The 19714-nt window shown below is 62.2% G+C and carries 14 protein-coding genes; 2 read left to right on the top strand and 12 right to left on the bottom strand.

What is annotated here, in order from left to right; translation table 11 throughout:
• Positions 1-156: 156 nt before the first annotated feature.
• Positions 157-1446: a HAMP domain-containing sensor histidine kinase gene (locus ELH03_RS32075; RefSeq protein WP_130767363.1), complete on the bottom strand. Its 1290-nt coding sequence runs from the start codon at positions 1444-1446 to the stop codon at positions 157-159.
• Between the two features lie 2 nt (positions 1447-1448).
• Positions 1449-2135, bottom strand: a complete 687-nt coding sequence (locus ELH03_RS32080; protein ID WP_105010368.1) for a response regulator — start codon at positions 2133-2135, stop codon at positions 1449-1451.
• Between the two features lie 232 nt (positions 2136-2367).
• Here ELH03_RS32080 and ELH03_RS32085 point away from each other — a divergent pair, with 232 nt between their 5' ends.
• Positions 2368-3441: an efflux RND transporter periplasmic adaptor subunit gene (locus ELH03_RS32085; RefSeq protein ID WP_128405254.1), complete on the top strand. Its 1074-nt coding sequence runs from the start codon at positions 2368-2370 to the stop codon at positions 3439-3441.
• On the top strand, positions 3441-6587 hold the full coding sequence (locus tag ELH03_RS32090) for an efflux RND transporter permease subunit (RefSeq protein ID WP_130767364.1): 3147 nt from the start codon (positions 3441-3443) through the stop codon (positions 6585-6587). The genes ELH03_RS32085 and ELH03_RS32090 overlap by 1 nt, the downstream gene beginning before the upstream one ends.
• A 734-nt stretch (positions 6588-7321) precedes the next feature.
• On the opposite strand, the gene ELH03_RS32100 is transcribed toward ELH03_RS32090, so the two are convergent.
• From ELH03_RS32100 to ELH03_RS32145, 10 genes are all read right to left on the bottom strand, one after another.
• The gene (locus tag ELH03_RS32100; protein ID WP_128405252.1) at positions 7322-8743 is read right to left on the bottom strand and encodes an enolase-like domain-containing protein; all 1422 of its coding nucleotides are present in this window, start codon (positions 8741-8743) and stop codon (positions 7322-7324) included.
• Positions 8740-9756: a hydroxyacid dehydrogenase gene (locus ELH03_RS32105; protein WP_130767365.1), complete on the bottom strand. Its 1017-nt coding sequence runs from the start codon at positions 9754-9756 to the stop codon at positions 8740-8742. The genes ELH03_RS32100 and ELH03_RS32105 overlap by 4 nt, the downstream gene beginning before the upstream one ends.
• A 4-nt stretch (positions 9757-9760) precedes the next feature.
• Positions 9761-10579: a sugar phosphate isomerase/epimerase family protein gene (locus ELH03_RS32110; protein WP_130806863.1), complete on the bottom strand. Its 819-nt coding sequence runs from the start codon at positions 10577-10579 to the stop codon at positions 9761-9763.
• A gap of 29 nt (positions 10580-10608) precedes the next feature.
• On the bottom strand, positions 10609-12474 hold the full coding sequence (locus ELH03_RS32115) for a GH39 family glycosyl hydrolase (RefSeq protein ID WP_128405249.1): 1866 nt from the start codon (positions 12472-12474) through the stop codon (positions 10609-10611).
• 69 nt (positions 12475-12543) lie between these two features.
• Positions 12544-13377 (bottom strand): 5-deoxy-glucuronate isomerase, encoded by an 834-nt coding sequence (locus ELH03_RS32120; RefSeq protein WP_128405248.1) that lies wholly within the window; start codon positions 13375-13377, stop codon positions 12544-12546.
• Positions 13377-14435, bottom strand: a complete 1059-nt coding sequence (locus ELH03_RS32125; protein WP_197729803.1) for an ABC transporter ATP-binding protein — start codon at positions 14433-14435, stop codon at positions 13377-13379. Before ELH03_RS32125 ends, ELH03_RS32120 begins: the two co-directional genes overlap by 1 nt.
• Positions 14435-15499, bottom strand: a complete 1065-nt coding sequence (locus tag ELH03_RS32130; protein ID WP_197729804.1) for an ABC transporter ATP-binding protein — start codon at positions 15497-15499, stop codon at positions 14435-14437. The genes ELH03_RS32125 and ELH03_RS32130 overlap by 1 nt, the downstream gene beginning before the upstream one ends.
• Entirely contained in the window at positions 15474-16607 is a 1134-nt protein-coding gene (locus ELH03_RS32135; RefSeq protein ID WP_130767367.1) for an ABC transporter permease, read from the bottom strand. The genes ELH03_RS32130 and ELH03_RS32135 overlap by 26 nt, the downstream gene beginning before the upstream one ends.
• A 12-nt stretch (positions 16608-16619) precedes the next feature.
• Complete coding sequence (locus ELH03_RS32140; protein ID WP_128405245.1) at positions 16620-17606, bottom strand: ABC transporter permease; 987 nt, start codon at positions 17604-17606, stop codon at positions 16620-16622.
• Positions 17607-17713: 107 nt separating this feature from the next.
• Positions 17714-19639, bottom strand: a complete 1926-nt coding sequence (locus ELH03_RS32145; RefSeq protein WP_128405244.1) for an ABC transporter substrate-binding protein — start codon at positions 19637-19639, stop codon at positions 17714-17716.
• Positions 19640-19714 lie beyond the last annotated feature (75 nt).

Raw genomic sequence — 19714 nt, forward strand, 5'->3', positions numbered from 1 at the left:
CTGAACCGGGATCGTAGGTTCAGGCTTAGCGGCGCCAACGTTAATGGCGGTAAAGACACTGTAAAGTTAGGTAAAATCCGGGTCCCGTCGCAGATCTCGGTTCCGCAGAGCTGCGCGGCATCGTCCACCGCCGCCTCAAACTTCGTCGATTGGTCTTCAGGCGTGTTCGTCCGCCAAGCCATAGGGCATCGGCTTCCTGGGAAGCTCCAGGGTGATTGCCAGGCCACCGCCATCAGGCAATGACGCATGCACGCGCCCGCCATGGCGTTCGATCGCCTGCCTGGTGATTGCCAGACCCAGGCCGTATCCGCCTCTTGGCACGGCCTCTGTCCCACGTGAGAATGGCTGGAAGATCCGTTCGAGTTCGTCTCGCCTGACACCTGGCCCCTGATCCGTGACGCAGATTTTGAGGCGGTCGGTCGTCGCCTCGCAAGCCACTGATATGTGCGAATGCTCGGCCGTGTATTTGACGGCGTTGCGGACGACGTTTTCGAGCGCCCTGTAGATCAGCTCACCTTCGACCTCGGCGCGGAAGGTGCCCTCGACACTGGTTGTGATCGACACCTCCCGTGCCTGGGCTTCGAATGCCGCGTCCCCGAGGATTTCGTTCAGGAGCTCGATGACATCAAGCGTGTGCGTTTTCAGCGGCCGGCTGGATCCAGCAGTCAACCTAGCAAGCGTCAGAACTTCGCCGACCAGCGCATCGAGCCGTTCGACCTCCCGGTCCATGCGGTCCAGCATGGCGCCGAGTTTCGCCGGGCTCTGCCGGAGGACGCCGACAGCGGCCTGCAGGCGGGACAAAGGCGAACGCAGCTCGTGGGAGACATCATGGAACAACCGCTGCTGCGCATCCTGCAGCTCCTGAAGCCGGGCGGCGCTGGAATCGAAGTCATGCGCAAGCGCGGTGACCTCGTCCTTTCGGCCGGCCATTTTGTCACCGATGCGGAAGTCGAAGCGGCCATGGGCGAGCGCGCTCAAGCCATCACGCAGATGCACGACGGGACGAATGAGGTACCGGGCAAGTGCGCCTGCCGATATCGTGCTCGAAATCAGGATCGCGAGCCACGGTATGAACGGACCAAGGTTGTCGAAGGTGAAACTGGCCTGAACCGGCAAGGAAATCTGATAGCAAATCCCGTCCTTGAGGACGGATCTTGTATCGACGGTCTTTGGAACCGCACAGGCATCGGCTTTCGCAGTTTTGGAAATCGTCAGGCCAGGCGGTAGCGTCTCTTCGTTTGTGCGCACGAAATACGTGGCGGCATCTTCGCCATCTCTTGAGAGCACGTTTGCGGTCAAGTTTAGGGTGATCGCTCGCCGCTCTTCCTCCAGTTCGCGCGCAAAAGGAACCCCCTGGAGAAAATTGACGAGCAGGAAGATCACGCCAACTGTCGCCGCCATCGTCAGCCAGATCGTCGTGAAGAATTTCCAGAAAAGCCGGGGCATGGTCAGTCCACGAGAAGTTGATAGCCCTGGCCGCGAACGGACTGGATCCAGGATTGTCCGTCCTCCCTCAGTCCGAGCTTCTGACGAACGCTGCTGATATGGACGTCGATACGGCGATCGAACGGGGTCAGCGGCTTGCCGAAGGCCCGCTTCGAAATGTCCTGCTTCGACACGAGCTGGCCGGCGCTGCGAGCGAGGACCTCGAGCAGGCTGAATTCCGTGCCGGTCAGTTCCAAGCTTTCGCCGCGCCATTCGGCGATCCTGCTGCTCGGATGAATCACGAGTTTTCCCGCCCTTATCGTGTCGGTCGTCGCGCCGGCCGCAGGCTGGCCCGCCCGACGGAGAATGGCGCGCAACCTCGCCGCAAGTTCGCCCGGCGAGCATGGCTTCGGCACATAGTCGTCGGCGCCGAGATTGAGGCCCGATATCCTGTCGACGTCATCGCCCCTTGCGGTCAGCATCAGGACCGGAACCTGGCTGAGCTTCCTGATCCTCTGCAGAACCTCGATCCCGTTCATCCGAGGCATCATGATGTCGAGCACGATAATATCGACCGTATTGCCGGCCGCAGCGGCAATCGCGGCGCGACCGTCGGTATCGGTGACGACCTCATATCCTTCTTCGACCAGATATTCCTGCAGAAGCGTCGTCAGCTCGGCATCGTCGTCGATGAGGAGAACCTTGTTCATTCACTTCGTCCGTCATTGATCCTTGTCAGCCATACAGCACAAACACAGTCGCGCGACCGAGTTTTACCTAACTTAACACTAACTTGACCGCACTTAACGTTTACCCCGTTACTTATCCTTCCATGACATAGACGCGCGCCGAGGCCGGTTGCCGCGCATGAGCGGCAATCATCCGTCGAGTTGGCGCGGATCGGGAAAAGGCAGCGATGCCTTGACCACAAGGAGTGCATCGTTGAGAAAACCGTCTGGAATATTCGCTGCCGCTCTTGTTGCAGCAGCGCTCCTGCTTCCCCTGCGCAATGCCATGGCGGATCAATCCGCCGCACCCGCCCTTACCGTCTCGCTGGTGACGCCGGCTGAGCGGGACTGGCCGGAAACCGTTCCCGCAAGCGGCTGGCTGAAGCCCTGGCAGGAAGCCATCATCGCTTCCGAGACGAGTGGTCTGCGCGTAACCGAGATCCTGGCCGACGTCGGCTCCGTGGTTAAGAAGGGGCAGACCCTCGTCCTGATGTCGCAGGACAGCGTGCAGGCCGACCTTCGCAAGCAGGAGGCGGCCGTCGTGACCGCTCAGGCAAACCTGACAAAGGCGAAGGCCAATGCCGATCGGGCTCGCCAGCTGCGCTCTTCGGGCGCCCTCTCGGATGAAAAGATCGTCGAATATTTCGCCGACGAACAGACGGCGACGGCAAGTCTTCAATCTGAAGAGGCGGCGCTCGACAGCCAGAAGATCAAGCTCGCCCAGACAACCGTCACGGCCGTCGACGACGGTCTCGTAACCTCGCGATCGGCCGAACTCGGCGCGGTCGTCTCGTCGGGCACCGAACTGTTTCGCCTGGTCCGCCAGCAGCGGGTCGAATGGCAGGCCGAGGTTTCGGCTCGTTACCTCTCACGCATCTCGGAAGGATTGAGCGTCGACATCGATGGGCCGGACGGACGTCCCATTCAGGGCAAGGTAAGGCTCGTCGGACCTTCGATCGACACCAATACAAGCCGGGCGATCGTCTATGTCGCGCTTCCCCAGGATATTCAGCCGCGCACCGGCCTTTATGTCACCGGCACAATCGAACTGAGGACCACGCCGGCACTGACGGTTCCGGAGACGGCGATCGTGTTCCGCGACGGCATAAACTACGTCTTCACCGCCGGCGAGGACAAGCGGGTAAGGCGGGTGCGGATCGAGACCGGCCGCCGCAACGACGGCGAAGTCGAGATCGTCTCCGGCATAGATAAGTCGGCGAGAGTGGTGACGTCGGGCGGAGCGTTTCTGTCCGACAACGATCTCGTAAAGACTGCGGGAGAAGGTTGATGAACTTTTCCGCATTTTCGATCCGCAATCCCGTACCGGCAATCCTGCTCTTTGCGATGCTTGCCGTCGGCGGCTTGCTGGCATTCAAGCAATTACCGGTCCAGAACTTCCCCGATATGGACCTCCCGACCATCAAAGTTACCGCGACGCTCGATGGCGCCGCGCCGGCGCAGCTCGAAACGGAGGTCGCCCGCACGATCGAGGACAATCTTGCCTCGCTGAGCTATCTCGACCACGTCACGACGACGATCACCGATGGCACGGTGTCGATCAGCGTGTCCTTCAAACTGGAGAAGGACAGCGAAACGGCCCTGAACGAGGTCCGCAACGCCGTCGACAGCGCACAGGCCGATCTGCCGGCGCAGATGCAAACGCCAAGCGTCACCAAAGTCACCGTGCAGAGTTCGGCGCTGGTCACCTATGCCATCCAGTCTACCGCCCTTAATGAAACCGAGCTCTCCTGGTTCATCGACAACGATCTGACCAAGGCGCTCCTGTCGGTACCGGGCGTCGGACAGGTCAACCGCATCGGCGGTGTCGACCGCGAGGTTCACGTCGACCTCGATCCGACGACGATGGCCGCATTCGGCGTGACGGCGACCACTGTGTCGGCGCAATTGAAGTCGGTTCAGGCCGATACTTCAGGTGGCCTTGGAGAGATCGGCGGCACCCGTCAGACATTGCGCACGCTCGGCGCCGTGGCGTCGGTCGATGCTCTGAAGGAGCTTAGAATTCCCCTCGCCAACGGGCAGCAGGTTCGTCTCGACGATGTCGCATCCGTTACGGACAGCTTCGCGGAGCGGTCCTCGATGGCCTATCTCGACGGCAAACCGGTGGTCGCGGTCGAGATCAAGCGCTCGAACGGGTTTTCGGATAGCGGTGTCGCGGACGACGTCGACAAGGCGATGAAACAGTTCGCAGCCGCGCATTCCAACGTTGAGATCGAGGAGGCCTACAGCACGCTCGGGCCGATCATCGACAACTACGATGGTTCGATGCACATGCTGTACGAAGGGGCGATCCTGGCGATCATCGTCGTCTGGCTCTTCCTTCGGGACTGGCGTGCGACGATCCTGTCGGCCGTGGCGCTGCCGCTGTCGGTCATACCGACCTTCCTTTTCATGTACCTGGCCGGCTTCAGCCTGAATATCGTCACCTTGCTGGCGCTGTCGCTCGTGGTCGGTATCCTTGTCGATGATGCCATCGTCGAGGTCGAGAACATCGCGCGCCACCTGCAGATGGGCAAGCGGCCGATCGACGCCGCTCTGGAGGCGGCCAACGAGATCGGGCTCGCCGTCATCGCAACCACCTTCACGCTGGTCGCAGTCTTCCTGCCGACGGCCTTCATGAGCGGCATACCGGGACTTATATTCCGCCAGTTCGGTATCACCGCAGCAGTGGCGGTCCTCGTCTCGCTCGTCGTCGCACGCTTGCTGACGCCGATGATGGCCGCCTATTTCATGAAGGCCCATCCGACCGAGGAAAAGGACGGCCGCGTCATGCGCGCCTATCTGGCAATCGTGAAAGCCGCCATGAACCGCAGGAAGACCACGGTGGCCGTGACTGCCGTTGTCGTCGCGCTTTCGCTTGCCACCATCCCACTCCTGAAATCCGGCTTCCTGCCCGCTTCCGACGACGCGCGAGCTCAGATCACGCTCACCATGCAGCCGGGTGCGACTATCGAGCAGACGGACGCCACGACCACCAAGGCCGCCGATATCGTCGGCAAGCTCCAGGACGTGACACATGTCTTTTCCTCGATCGGTTCCGCATCCTCGGGCGGTGGCCCCGACGCCAGCACCACGAGCAACGTCGGATCTGCGACGATCGTCGCTGTGCTGTCGCCCATCGGCGAGCGCGATCGCAAACAGTCGGAAATCGAAAACGACATCCGGCAGGCTCTCTCGGTCCTTCCCGGTGTGCGGGTCGCGGTCGGCGGCGGCGGCAACGGCACGAAGCTGGAGATCACCCTTGCCAGTGACGATGCCAACGCGCTTGACAGCGCAAGCACGGCGCTCGAAGAGCAGCTCCGCACGCTGCAGGGCATCGGCGCGGTGACATCGACCGCAGCCAGGCAGGCGCCGGAGATCCAGATCACGCCCGACTTCGCCCGTGCAGCAGCGCTCGGGGTGACGTCGAGCGCCGTCGCCGAGGCCGTGCGCGTGGCGACGAATGGGGAATACTCCGCCGATCTGCCAAAGCTCAACCTGCCGCAGCGCCAGGTTCCGATCGTCGTTCGCTTCAGCCCCGAGACACGTACGAAGCTCGACGACATCAAGAACATGCGGGTGGCTGGAACGAACGGCAATGTCGATCTCGGATCGATCGCCGATATCCGGATCGGCGGCAGCCCGTCGGAGATCGACCGCATCGACCGGATGCGCAATGTCACTCTTTCCGTCGAGCTCAACGGCCGCATCCTGGGCGACGTCAACCGCGAGGCGCAGGCTCTGCCGGCGCTCCGGCGTCTGCCGCCGGGGGTCACTCTTGTCGAACAGGGCGAACTTCAGCGCAGTTCGGAGCTGTTCCAGAGCTTTGGCCTCGCAATGGCGATCGGCGTGTTCTGCATCTACGCAGTCCTCGTCCTGCTCTTCCACGACTTCCTGCAGCCACTCACCCTTCTGATGGCTCTGCCGCTCTCGCTCGGCGGTGCGCTGGTGCCGCTGGTGGTGACCGGAACCAGCTTCTCGATGTCGGCCGTCATCGGACTGCTCATGCTCATGGGCGTGGTGACCAAGAACTCCATCCTTCTCATCGAATACGCGATCATGTCGCGTCGCCAGGGCATGTCGCGGTTCGATGCCCTTGTCGATGCCTGCCACAAGCGCGCGCGACCGATCATCATGACCACCATCGCCATGGCATTCGGCATGCTTCCGGTCGCTCTCAGCCTGACAGGTGGCGATTCCAGCTTCCGGCAGCCAATGGCGATCGTGGTGATCGGCGGTGTCATGATGTCGACGCTGCTCAGCCTCATCGTCATCCCTGTCATCTTCACCTTCGTCGACGACCTCAACGAGGCGCTCAAGCGCCTTGTGCGCCGGACCGGGCCTGATACGGCCGACTCGGAACCGCAGGCATCCAACGATCGCGCGGCGATCACCTTCAAGCCCGAGCTTTCGAAGCGAGGGCAAGGTCAGAGATGACTGCTTTCGGTGAACTATTGGCTAGATGGTCCAGCGCCCGATACGGGCGACGCCCGGCGACCTTCATGGCAACCTCTTCGGTCGAATTCCCTCCCCCGGAACAAGACCGCGGGACGTGTTCCCCCGCAGGCGGCCTCGCGCCGCCTGCGCGTCCTGCATCTTCTGGAACGCGATAGTCCAGGGCACTCATCACCTTGGTTGCAGTGCCCTCGTTCCTTTTGGCTGCATAGAGCTTTCTGCCAGCAGCGTACCTCGCATGCGCCGCAGAACCTTTACCAAACTTTACACTTCCTTAACCGCGCTTAACATCCGCGCGGCTATTAGAGTTCGACCTCAGTTCAATCCGGAGTGTCGTGTGTCCAAGGCACATCGAAATATTCTGTGTTGCCGCTTCGCGGAGCGGAAAGTTATACTTGCCGAGGTCTCGCGATGGGTGTTCAAGTTTAACTCCGCTTTTGACTATTATTGTATTTCCCGTCGCGCGCGCGTTATTGCGGTGATTCAGTTTTGTATTACAATTCATCATACCTCAATTTCCGGTTTCCTAGGACATAGGATCCAATCAAGCCCAGAAAACGTTCGAATAGAGCGTGATGCTCTGTCGGAAGACATTTCAATTGGTGGAACGGGGTGATTGATGAGATGCTCCGGGTGATCGGGGCGCGTTTGCCGGACAGATCAAACAGTTCGACAGGGCAGCACTCCCTATCTCTCATGCTGACCGTTGTCGGCCGTCATGACAATGGCGTCATCGCTTCGAAATCGGGCAAGGCGCCGCTCGCGTAGCCGACTGCCCCGAGCGAATCGATGGCGATCCGGCCATCGCGGATCGACAGCAGCGGTCCGTCGGCACCCTCCTCGTAGAGATCGGGATGGGCCGCGGCAAAGCGCGCCTTCTCCGCCTGCGACGCCCCCTGCATGCCGGCCACATAGTGATGGCCGTTGCGCTCGACATGGGAGAGACCGAGCAGCGAGACCAGCGCCAGATCTTGCTGCACCGCAAGCCCAGCCTGGCAGGTCAGATCCTCGCCCGAGAGGAACAGTCCCGGCACCGTTCCGGTTCTGATGCGGATTGCCTTCAGCAGCGAGCGGTAAATGCCCTTGCAGGTTTTCGAGGAGACGCCGGTATAACCAAGCCGCCTGGCGGAGGCGAAGGCGCCATCGCCGTCGTCGCTCTCATCGATCAGGAAGGGCAATTGCGCTGCCAGATCCCCCAACGGCGTGTCCATGGTGATTGCGCGCGAGAACGGCTGTTCGACAAAGGCAATGGCCGCGCGCAACCTCGCCAGCCGAGGCGTCGCCTCGATTTGCGCCAGTAAGGCGGCGAGCTGTTCGGCGCCGCCAAACTGTTCGTTGCCATCGACCGTCACCCGATAGTCGGGCAGGCGGTCCAGCACGGCGGCGATCCTGGTCAGGCGGTCGATATCGGCATCGATCGCGCCCGAAAGCTTGATCTTGAACCAGCGGTTGCCATAGCGCGCAATCACCGCCTCAAGACTTTCCGGCAGGCCGTCATCGACGGGATGGACGACATCGCCGTCGCTGATCGGATCGACAAGCCCGATCGTATGCCGGGCCAAGATCGAGCCGGCAGGGCGAAGATCGGAAAGCACCGCCAACGCTGCATCCACGTCGATATCGTCGGGCAGCATGGGGCCGCTGATACCGACGAGATTGCCCCGCACCGCCTCGAAGAAGGAAATGCCGGCAAGGCGGCAATAGGCATCGAGCGCGGCGCGGGCGATGAGCGACGGACCAAAACCGGCGGCCAACGGATTTCCAGGCAGGCGTCGCACGGTTTCCATCTCGTTCAGGCGGGCTGCGGCAAACAATGTCGTCGGCGCCGACTGTTCGAGCGAAGCGGCCGCAGCAGTGCGGATCGAGGTGCGCAACTGATCGACATTCTGCGCCGGCGTCAGCGCCGGGTTCTTGTCGAACCATTTCGGTACCATCATCTCGGCGGCGACGCCAAGGGCGGTTCGCCCCTCTTCATCCTCGACGCGGACCCTGAGAAAGGCTTGCGGTGCCTTTTCGAGAGTTGCCGCGCCAAAGCGGAACGGCAGGCGCAGGCTGATGTCGCGCTCGAAGGCGTCGATTTCGATGAGTCTGATGCGCGGCGCCGTCACGCAACCTCCAATGGTTCTGTCCATGGTCATGCCATGCGATCGAGCATGGCGCGCGACACTTCATGCTGGAGCGGTTCGCGGCGAAGCAGCCGGCCGATTTCATCCACCATGGCCTGTCCCTGGGCGAGATGCGCCTCTTCGGTGTGACCGGCGGCGTGCGGCGAAATGGTGACATTGGCCAGTGCGGGATCGCGGAACGGACTATCCGGAGGCAGCGGCTCGTCGTCAAAGACGTCCAGAGCCGCCTCGATGCGGCCGGAACGGATCTCGGCAAGCAGCGCTGCCTCGTCGACCAGTTGCGAGCGCGCCGTATTGATGAACAGCGCGCCGGGGCGCAGCAGCGCCAGTTCGCGAGCGCCGATCATGCGGCGCGTTTCGGGCAGGACAGGCGCATGCAGCGAGATCACATCGCTCTGAGCCAGCATATCGTTCAACCCGACACTGAAAACGCCGAGCGCAGCAGCTTCGCTATCATGGAGAAAGGGATCGGCGACCAACACGCGGCAGCCGAATGGAACGAGCAGCCGCATGACCGCCCGTCCGACATATCCGGCGCCGACGATGCCGACCGTTCTGGCGCCCAGCAATCTCTGCGGCACGGCTGCGCGGACGTCGAGCCATTCCCCGCCGTTGCGCAATTGATGATGCAGCCGATGAATGCCGCGCATGGCGAGCAGCGCTTCGGCGACGACGAACTCGGCAACCGAGGCGGCAATTTTTGAGGCGGCATGGGTGACGCGAATGCCATCGTCGAACAAACGGGCGGGAACGAGTGTGCGGACGCTGCCTGCCGAATGGGCGACAAGGGCGAGTTGCGGATGGCGCTGGCGCGCGGCAGGATCGAAGGGCGGCGTGCCCCATCCGGTGAGACATGCCGTGGCGCCTTGCAGCAGGTGGTCGACATCGGTGGCGTCGATTGTGGCGCCGGTCGGCCAACGCACCTCGCCAAGGGCGTTCAACTGGGCAATCGCCGCGTCGTCCAGCATCATCCGGCGGGTTTTTTCGGTCAGCAATACGGCAATAACGGGAGCCTGCTCATTCATGGTTCTACTCTTTCGCTACGGCGACCAGACGCCTGAGATGGGCAAGATCGGCGCGGACCTTGTCGAGCGCCTGCTCTCGAGAGACGCGGTATTGGGATTGCATCGAGAGCACGCCGGTAAATCCAGTGGCCACCAGATGCGGGACTATTTCGTTCCAGGGCACCATGCCTTCATCGAGCCCGTACCAGTCCGAATGCCATGTACGCTGGCCATGAGCTCCGTAAGCGCCGGGGAACCAACCGCTGTTCTTGACGCCCATGCAGCAGAACCACGGTTCGAGAATATCGAGGGTCAGACGCCAGTCCTCGCTTCCCTCTCGAATGCTCTGATTGGCCGGATCGGGATAAGCGCCGATCCTGACCGGATCGCGCCCGGCCAACAATTGCACCGCCACCGCGCCCGAACTGTGCAGGGTCCCGCCGTGAAGCTGGATGGTGAGCTTGATGCCGAAGCGCTCGGCCAAGCGCTCGAAGCCGTCGAGATCGCGCCGCGCCTCATCAAGCTGGGCCTGCCAGCGCTGCGACGGGTCGTAGCGCCAGAAGCCAAGCCGGACCTGCCCGATGCCAGCCTCGCCGCAACAACCGAGAAGCCGGGATGCGGCATCGTCGGGCCGGGTGGAATCGATGGTCGCCATCGGGGTGCGCAGGCCGGCCGCGGCAAAGAGCTTTACGGCATTGACGATTTCCTCCGGCCTGTCAGGGGAAACGGCGTGGCCATCGCGAATGAGAAGATCAGCGCAGTTAAATCCCAAACCGGCGGTGATCCCGGCCGCCTTCTCGAGCGGCAGGCCCTCCAGGGTCTTGGTGAAATAGGCGATATCCATCGATCAGATCCCAGGCAGAAAGGCATTGTTCATGAGCCGGAGACACAAAGCTCGCTGCGGCGGCCAAATGCATCGCGGGCCTGCACCGCATAACGCACGCCCTGTGGCGGCGACATGTGCAGAAATGCCGTCGAGATCAGCGGGGCGGAACTGACCTTTTCAAAAGCCGCGCCATCGGTGCTGACCAGGACATCGTAGAAGATGGCCGGGCTGATATCGCCGGCAGCCCAGAACAGCATGCGCTCTTCCCGGCCGCCAAGACCAAGGTAGCGTTCGACGACAAGGCCGCTCGGCGCCGCCGGTGGCGCGCCGTTATCGGGAACGACAAGCACCTGCGTCAGCGACGGCAATGGCACATCGAGGTCGACACTGATCCGGCCTTCGTCGCAGTCGACGACGCTGATCGGATGCAGCAGTGCCGGCTCCTGCGCCCGGCGCAGTTCGGCAAACTGCGCCTCGGTCGGTGCGGGCGGTGCGCCGACCGGCTCGAAGGGGCCACGCGGGTTGCTTTCGTCGCGCTGGGCCTCCCAGACCTCCATCGGATTGGTGAATTCCTCGTCGATGCGCAGCAGGCAAAGCGCGTGGCGGCCGGGAACCAAGCCGCTCACCTCGAGACGGACGGCGGCCCGGCCCGAACGGTTGATGGCATCGACGCTATGGATGAGGCTGATGGAAACACCGCCGCCCGGCAGCCGCGTCGGCAGGATCGCGAGGCCATCCTGATCGGGAGCAAGCGGCGGTTCGGCCGTCACCTTGCAAACGGTATCGCCCAGCGTTGCCAGCAGTTCCATCGATGTGAGGCCGGGCTTCTTGATGATGTCGAAGGGCGGCGCCCTGTCGACATCCGTGACCAGCATATCCAGATTGGTCTTGTGCTCCCACTGCGCCTTGGTGAAATTGCGCGAACCGAAATAGGCAAAGATCGTGCGCTGGCTCCAGCCGCCGATAAAGGCATGGTCATTGCTGAGGAAGGTGAAATTCGCCGCTTTCGGGGCGATGATGCGCCGGTCGTGCTGTTCGATGATGCGGGCGATGATGCCGGCGTAATAGGCTTTGCCGTGCCAGCTATGATGATCGCTCCACCCAAGCTGCGGATCGCATTCATCGTTGATGATGGGCAGGCCCGCCAGGCGCGGGTGGTGCTCCTTGAGGTAGTCGACGACGAGCAACGTGCGGTCGACGATGGCGCTGGTTTTCGGGGTCAGGTCTTCCTTGCTGCCGTTGACGCCCTTTTCATGGATCGAGATGTAGTCGATCCGCGGCGGGCCATTGCCGGTCAGGCAACTCGTGCCGCTGTCGCAATGAGCCATGAGGGCGCGAAAGATCGGCGAGAGCGTACGGGCGGTGCCGGGCCCGCCCATCGGCAGGTTGGGATCGATGGCATCGAGCCCCGCGACGCAGGCGTCGTAGTAGTTGGTGTAACCCTTGATCCCGTAGGTCCACCAGCCGGAATCGGCCTCGTTCGTCGTTTCGAAATACCATGTGCGCAATTCGTCCATGCCGTAACGCGCGCCATAACGGTCGACTGTTGCCGTCACGAGATCCCGCCAGCGCCTGACCTGATCCATGTCCTCATAGTCGGTGAACAGGCCCGACGGGTTGCCCATCAGCTCGAAGAACGGCTTCAGCCGGTGTTCGATCATCACGTCGAGCGCGCGGTCGAGCAGCGACCAGTCATAGCCGGCCCCGGCCTTTGCGCTCAGCAGATTGTAGAGATAATGCACCCGCAGGAACTTGATGCCCTCATTCGGCAGGCCGCCGATATAGGTAAGCATCTGGCGCATCTCGGGCTCGAGCAGCAGCTCAGCCGGTGAAAAGCCGGTGCCGCGCCAGAACCGGTTGAACGGGCGCACCGCTTCACTGGCATCAACGTTTATTCGCGTACGTTCACGCATAGGTCGTCTCTCCTTGGGCGGAAGTTTGGCAGTACGCCGCACTACTGGCGCACGAGGCCAGGAGCCGGATTATTTGAACTTGTCGCGCATCGCATCGATGCCGGGGATGGTTTTGGTCAGATGCTGATGGGCGGGATCGAAGCGCTGGATCAGCCCCCGGCGATGCTTGCCGACGAGAATGGTAAAGATATAGCCCCGGTGCCCCGGCGAGGTGACCGTCGGGTGGTAACCCCGGTCGACCAGGACAGTGTCGCCGTTGCGGGTCATGAGGATCTTGACCGGACCGTCTTCGTCATAGGTGATCTGGCTGCCGAAGCCGGTCTCTGGTTGGAAGCGGTAGTGATAGAGTTCTTCGTGCCGGGTCTCGACGTCGCCGTCTTCGGTATCGTGCTTGTGGGGGGGATAGCCGGACCAGCAGCCCTCACCGGCATAGAGTTCACTCACCAGCAGGTTGCCGCAGCGTCCGTTCTGCCGTTGGCCGAGCAGGTGGACGATCCGCCGCTGGCTGTGCGTGTCCGACGAGCCGACATTGACCGCGTCGACCTCGTCCGGCGTGATGCGAAACGCGGCGTAACGCGTGTCGCAGAGGCCGCCGGCAATGGCGACTTCCGCCGCCGCGCCACGAGCCGATATCCGGACATTGGCTCCGACGGGCGCGTAAACCGAGTCCGCATCGCCTCCCCAGACATCGGCTCGCCGGCCCACCGCTTCGAACATGATGTCATCGACCTCGATATCCACCTGCCCCGACAGCACGACGTAGAGGCTTTCGTGCGTGGGCAGCCGCCGGATGTCCTGCTCGTTGGAGGCGAGCGTGACGAGATCGAAGTAGATGAGATCGAGCGTCGTGGAGGAGGTATCCACAATGGGACGCTGCTCGGAGCGTGGAATGAATTCGGGCATCAATTGAACTCCGGAACGGTACGGTCGGCGAAGGGATTAAGCGACAAGGATTCGGCGTAGTGACAGGCCACTGCGTGCCCATCGGCTGTGACGGTGCGTAAGCCCGGCACCTCCTGCTTGCAAAGCTCGGTGGCGTAGCGGCAGCGCGGATGAAATGCGCAGCCGGGAGGCGGATGGGCGGGATCGGCGACCTCGCCCGCCAGCCGGATGCGCTGGCCGTGGCGGCGCATCCTCGGATCGGCAATTGGCACGGCCGAGAGCAGCGCTTCGGTGTAGGGGTGGAGCGGTCGCGAGAAGATCTGCTCCGTCGGCGCCTTTTCGACGACCCGGCCGACATACATGACGGCGATATTGTCCGAGATGTGCCGGACGACCGAGAGGTCGTGGGCGACGAACAGATAGGTCAGACCGAACTGTTCCTGCAGGTCCTGCAGCAGGTTGATGGTTTGTGCCTGCACGCTGACATCGAGCGCCGAAACGGCCTCATCGGCGATCACCAGCCGCGGATTGGAGGCCAGCGCCCGGGCGATGCCGATGCGCTGCCGCTCGCCGCCGGAAAACGCATGGGGATAGCGGTGCATGTATTCGGGCCGCAGGCCGACGCTCTGCATCAGGTCGGCGACCCGATGCTCCAGCTCCCGGCCCTTGGCGAGGCCGTTGACGCTTAGCACCTCGCCGATGATGTCGATGACGGGAAGGCGCGGATTGAGCGAAGATTGCGGGTCCTGAAACACGATGCGCAGGTCGCGATGGATTTCGTCGAGGGCAGAACCCGACAACGCCGCGAGATCGACCGTGCCGCTACTGCGGCTGCGATAGCGGATTTCGCCACTCGTCGGCTGATAGATGCGCAGCACCGTGCGGGCAAGCGTGGACTTGCCGCAACCGGACTCCCCGACAATGCCGAGTGTTTCGCCATCCTCGACGCGAAGCGAAACGCCGTCGACCGCCTTGACGTGTCCGACCACACGCCGGAATGCGCCCTTGCGAATGGGGAAATGCATCCTGAGATCGTTCAGCTCGAGCAAAGGGCTTGGTTGGGACATGGGATCGGCCATCATCGTCTTCCTTCGTAAAGCAGACAGCTGGCGACATGCCCGTCGCCGATGGCGACGGGCTGCGGATCCTTGTGGTCGCACAGGCCGGCCCTTGCCTCTTTGCATCGGGGATGAAAGCTGCAGCCCTGGGGCCGGTTGAAACGCGAGGGCACCATGCCATCAATGATCGCCAGCCGTTCGGTGGGTTGCCCATGCATGCGCGGCACCGATTGCAGCAGCGCCTTGGTGTAGGGATGGGCCGGTGCGTGGAAGATCGTGTCGACATTGCCTGCCTCCACGACTCGGCCGACATACATGACGACGACTTCGTCGGCGATTTCGGCCACCACACCGAGATCATGGGTCACGAAAAGGACCGAGAGCCCGAATTCGGCCTGCAGCGAGGCCAGGAGATCGAGGATATTGGCCTGGGTGGTCACATCGAGCGCAGTGGTCGGCTCGTCGGCGATCAGCAACTTGGGGCGGCAGGCGAGCGCGAGCGCGATGCAGACGCGCTGGCGCATGCCGCCGGAAAACTGGAAGGCATAACTTTCCATGCGCTCGGCAGGCCGCGGAATGCCGACCAGAGCCAATGTCTCGATGGCATGTTCGCGCGCCTCCTTCTTTCCCATCTTCAGATGCAGGCGGATCACTTCCACCATCTGGTTGCCGATCGTATGAACGGGGGAAAGTGCGGCCATCGGCTCCTGGCTGATCAGGCCGATCTGGGCACCGCGGATCGCCCGCATGTCGTGGCCGCGCGGATCGAGCGCCGCCAGGTCGACCGAGGGTGCTGCCGGATCCGGCCGGTAGCGGATTGCGCCCGAGACGATCCGCCCTCCCCGCGGAACCTGGTTGAGGATAGAGCGGCCGGTGATGCTCTTGCCCGAACCGGATTCGCCGACGACGCAGACCGTCTTGCCGCGCGGGATGGAAAAGGAGACGCCGTCGACCGCCTTGATCGTGCCCGCACCACCGAAGAAATGGGTCCTGAGATCATCGACCTCGATCAGCGGGTCGCGATCCCCGTGCCGGCCGCCGACTGCGGCAAAATTGGGATCAGTATTCATAGGGATCTGCAGCATCGCGTAATCCATCACCTAGGAAATTGAGGGCGAGCACGGTGACGATCACCGCCAGACCGGGAAGAAACAGCCAGGGTGCGCTCGAGACGGCGAGAATGTTCTGCGCCTCCTGAAGCAGCACGCCCCAGCTCACCACAGGCGGGCGCAGGCCGATACCGAGGAAGGAGAGTGCGGTTTCTGCGAGGATCATCGTCGGGATGGCGAGCGTCACCGAGGCGATGATGTGGCTCATGAAGGATGGGACCATGTGCCGCCAGATGATGCGCATCTGCGAGCAGCCATCGAGACGGGCGGCGATGACGAAGTCTTCCGTCTTGAGCGACAGGAAGCGGCCGCGCACCACCCGCGCCAGATCGGTCCAGCCGATCAGCGACAGAATGATCGTGATCCAGAGATAGACCAGGATCGGATCGGCGCTGATCGGAACGGCAGCCGCAAGGCCCATCCACAGCGGGATGGTCGGGATAGAGTTGATGAGCTCGATGGAGCGCTGGATCACGTCGTCCACCCAGCCGCCGTAGAGCCCCGAAATACCGCCCAGGATGATGCCGAGGATGAGGCTGATTGCCACCCCGATCAGTCCGACGGACATCGAAACGCGCGTGCCGTGGACCGTCCGGCTGAAGACGTCGCGACCCAGCCGGTCGGCGCCGAACAGGTAGAACGGTTTGCCCATCTCGATCGGGCCGATCAGGTGCCGGTCGAAATCGAATAGCCCCCAAAGCCGATAGGGTTCGCCCTTGACGAAGAAGCCGAGGGGGATGACGACGGCTGGATCGGGCACGTAATTGCGACTGAGCGCGATCGGGTCAACCTTCATCGAATAACCGTTGACGTAGAGCGGATGAAACTGCCCGGCCGCGTCGTAGCCGGCGAACTTGATCTGCTGCGGCGGCGCATAGGTGTAGCGGGAATCGTAGGTCTGCGATGAAACCGGGGCGAGAACCTCGGCTAACAGGGCGACCAGGTAGATCAAAAGGATGACGACGCCTGCCGCCAGCGCCAGGCGATGGCGACGGAAGCGCCGCCAGATAAGCTTCCACTGCCCGGCGACCGCGTCGGAATTCTGGATCCGTTCAGGTGATAGCGCGATGGCTTGATCGGTCATTAGTCTCGTCCTTCAGCCGTTGCGAATGCGTGGATCGAGCCAGGCGAGCAGCAGATCCGAAATCAGCGTGCCGATCAGCGTCAGCATGCTCATCAGCAGGATGAACGTGCCGGCCAGATACATGTCCTGGGCAAAGAGGGCGTTGAGCAGCAATGGTCCCGTGATCGGCAGGCTGAGGACGATGGAGACCACCACCGAGCCGGAGACGAGGTGCGGCAGCACCCAGCCTACGGTCGAGACGAACGGGTTCAGCGCCACCCGCACCGGATATTTCAACAGCAGCCGGATTTCGCTCAAGCCCCGGGCGCGGGCCATGTCGACATAGGGCTTGTTGAGCTCGTCGAGCAGGTTGGCGCGCATGATGCGGATCAGCGCTGCCGTGGCGCCGGTGCCGAGAACGACGACCGGGATCCACATATGCGACATGAGATCGCCGAGCTTGGCCCAGCTCCAGACGGCATTGATATAGGCGGGCGAAAACAGCCCGCCGGTACTTTGGCCGAAATATTGTGCCGAAACATACATCAGCACCAGCGCCAGCAGGAAGTTCGGGATGGCAAGGCCGAGAAAACCGAAGAAGGTGGCGAAGTAATCTCCCACCGAATATTGCCGTACGGCCGAATAGATGCCGATCGGAAAGGCCACCGCCCAGACGAAGAACAGCGTGGTAACCGAGACCACCATCGTCAGGCCCATGCGAGCCCAGATCAGCTCGCTGACCGGCTTGTTCCAATCGAGGGACTGGCCGAAATCGCCGCGCAGCAGGATGCCGCTGATCCATTTCCAGTATTGGACCGCCCAGGGCTGATCGAGGCCATAGCGTTCACGCAGGCCGGCAATGACGCCGGGATCGATCGTTTCGTTCTGGGAGGCCAGACGCGCGGTCATCGCGGTCAGGAAGTCGCCGGGCGGTAGCTGAATGATGATGAAGGTCACGACGGAGATCGCGAACATCATCGGGATCATGTAAAGCAGACGTCTGATGATGAAGCCGGCCATGTTCAAGCTCCTTCAATCGGCGACCGCCGATCGGATTGGATGATTGGGACTGGGCTGGTGTTGATGGGGTGGCGCCCGCGGACGCCATCCCTGTCGGTCCCGTGCCGTTATTGCTGGTAGTAGAAGGTCTCGGGCTTTGCCGGTCCCGGCGTCATGTAGAACGATGTGCTGGGAATGACCTTCGGGACATTGCGCATATTGGTCTTGACAATGCCGACGCGGTCCGGCTCCAGGTTGGTGCCGATGACGTAGAATTCATCACGGGTGATCGCCAGCAGCTCCTTCATCGCGGCCAACTGCTTTTCGAGCGTCGGCGCTTCCTGCACCTGCCGGTAGAGATCCATCTGCTTCTTGGCAGCGGGGCTCGGTTCTTGCGCGTTCGGATCTTTAGGGTTCTGGTAATAGAGGCCCCAGGCCGTGGCGAAGCTCGATTCATATTCGTGGGGGAAATACCATTTGGGATCGAGCAGGCCGAGGAAGTCGTAGCCACCACCGCCAACCCATCCAAGGCCGTCATTCTCATTGTTCTGCAGGCGGGAGAAGATCAGCGAACGTTCGGCCGGGCGGGGCTGCATGTCGATGCCGACGGCCCGCCAGTAGCGCTGGATCATCTCGAGGGCGTCCACCTGGATCGGGCTTCCGGTCAAGGCGTCGATCGCAAAGGTAATCCGCTTGCCGTCCTGACCGAGGCGGTAGCCTTCGGCGTCATGTTTGGTAAGGCCGGCCTTATCGAGATACTGATTGGCGAGATCGACATTATACTCCAGATACTGCGTCGCCATCTTCTCGTCGTAGAGCGCGGTGCCTTCACGCGGTGCTGCCTGATAAGGCTTGGCCTGTCCGGCATAGATCAGCTGGTTGAGCTCTTCGCGGTTGATGGCGTAGCTAAGGCCGATGCGGAAATCCTTGTTGGAAAAGACAGCGCGCAAGGCCGGATTCTTGTGGGTCTGGTTGAGGGTGATCAGCAGGGCGTTCGACCACGCCGGCCGGGCGATGAACAGGCCGTAGCCGCCTTTCTCCTGGTTCTGCACGATCACCGTGCGGGCGTCCGTCGTCTCGATGAAGCGGTTCTGCATGTCGATTTCGCCGCTGATCGCCTTCAGGATGATTGCCTGGGTATCCTGCATCACATCGATGGTGATCCGATCGAAGTAAGGCAGCTGGTTTCCTGCGGTATCCACCTTGGCATAGTATGGATTACGTTCGGCGACGACCTGGGTGGTGCCGTTATAGGGCGCGGTCAACACCCAGGCATCGAGCGTTGGACGGCCGAGATCGCGCCAGCGGCCGGGAAACCCGATCTTGTTGTTGAAGAGCTGGACCCAGTCGGTTGCGCCGGCGGCCTTCACCAGGGCATCGACGCCGTCGGGATTGAAATCCTTGTGGAATTGCTTGAGGTAGTGGGCCGGTGCGGCCGCCAGAATATCGGAGCCGCGCACGGTGGCCATGTTCATCAGGAACAGGCCGTTCGGCGCGGCAAATTTGAAGACGACCTTGTCGTCGGCGAGCTTTTCGACCTTGACGGTCTCTCCGCCCGCAGTCAGCCAGTCGGGTGCTGCAGGCGTGATCTTGGTGTTGCGCAGCACGTTCTCGTTCCACCACACCAGATCGTCGGCGGTAAAGGGTTCGCCGTCCGACCAGCGCGTGCCTTCCCGCAAGGTGAAGGTATATTCGGTGGCATTGTCATTGACCTCGACGCTCTTGGCGATATCGGGGATCACCTCGGTCCATTCCGGATTCCAGCGGACCAGTCTCGTATAGCCGATCGAACGCTCGATCTCGCTGTCGCCACCGCCAAAGGTGGCCGTGCGCCAGGTGCCGCCATAGGTACCGACCGATTCAAGCGGAGTGAGCACCAGCGGCTCCTTGGGCAGCCGCTTTTCGACGGGCGGCAGCTTGCCGGCGTCGACCAGCGCCTTCAGTTCCGGCGACTCCTCAAAGCCGAATGCGGCACCGGCCCAGCCGGCGCCAATGAGGATCGCCGCGGCAACGGTCGAGACAACCTGCCGTCTTAAGATTCTGACGTGTTGCATTCTTTCCTCCCAATATTCCGCTCTAGGTTATCGTTAACGTATTCTCCTCCTTCGTTAACGTTATCGTTACCGTCA

The sequence above is a fragment of the Rhizobium beringeri genome (assembly GCF_004306515.1).
GTDB classification, from domain to species: Bacteria; Pseudomonadota; Alphaproteobacteria; order Rhizobiales; family Rhizobiaceae; genus Rhizobium; species Rhizobium beringeri.

Bases quoted from the DNA above. Each gene is read 5' to 3' on its own strand.
- ELH03_RS32075 (WP_130767363.1), bottom strand. From the start codon at position 1,446: ATGCCCCGGCTTTTCTGGAAATTCTTCACGACGATCTGGCTGACGATG.
- ELH03_RS32080 (WP_105010368.1), bottom strand. From the start codon at position 2,135: ATGAACAAGGTTCTCCTCATCGACGACGATGCCGAGCTGACGACGCTT.
- ELH03_RS32090 (WP_130767364.1), top strand. From the start codon at position 3,441: ATGAACTTTTCCGCATTTTCGATCCGCAATCCCGTACCGGCAATCCTG.
- ELH03_RS32100 (WP_128405252.1), bottom strand. From the start codon at position 8,743: ATGACCATGGACAGAACCATTGGAGGTTGCGTGACGGCGCCGCGCATC.
- ELH03_RS32105 (WP_130767365.1), bottom strand. From the start codon at position 9,756: ATGAATGAGCAGGCTCCCGTTATTGCCGTATTGCTGACCGAAAAAACC.
- ELH03_RS32110 (WP_130806863.1), bottom strand. From the start codon at position 10,579: ATGGATATCGCCTATTTCACCAAGACCCTGGAGGGCCTGCCGCTCGAG.
- ELH03_RS32115 (WP_128405249.1), bottom strand. From the start codon at position 12,474: ATGCGTGAACGTACGCGAATAAACGTTGATGCCAGTGAAGCGGTGCGC.
- ELH03_RS32120 (WP_128405248.1), bottom strand. From the start codon at position 13,377: ATGCCCGAATTCATTCCACGCTCCGAGCAGCGTCCCATTGTGGATACC.
- ELH03_RS32125 (WP_197729803.1), bottom strand. From the start codon at position 14,435: ATGGCCGATCCCATGTCCCAACCAAGCCCTTTGCTCGAGCTGAACGAT.
- ELH03_RS32130 (WP_197729804.1), bottom strand. From the start codon at position 15,499: ATGCTGCAGATCCCTATGAATACTGATCCCAATTTTGCCGCAGTCGGC.
- ELH03_RS32135 (WP_130767367.1), bottom strand. From the start codon at position 16,607: ATGACCGATCAAGCCATCGCGCTATCACCTGAACGGATCCAGAATTCC.
- ELH03_RS32140 (WP_128405245.1), bottom strand. From the start codon at position 17,606: ATGGCCGGCTTCATCATCAGACGTCTGCTTTACATGATCCCGATGATG.
- ELH03_RS32145 (WP_128405244.1), bottom strand. From the start codon at position 19,639: ATGCAACACGTCAGAATCTTAAGACGGCAGGTTGTCTCGACCGTTGCC.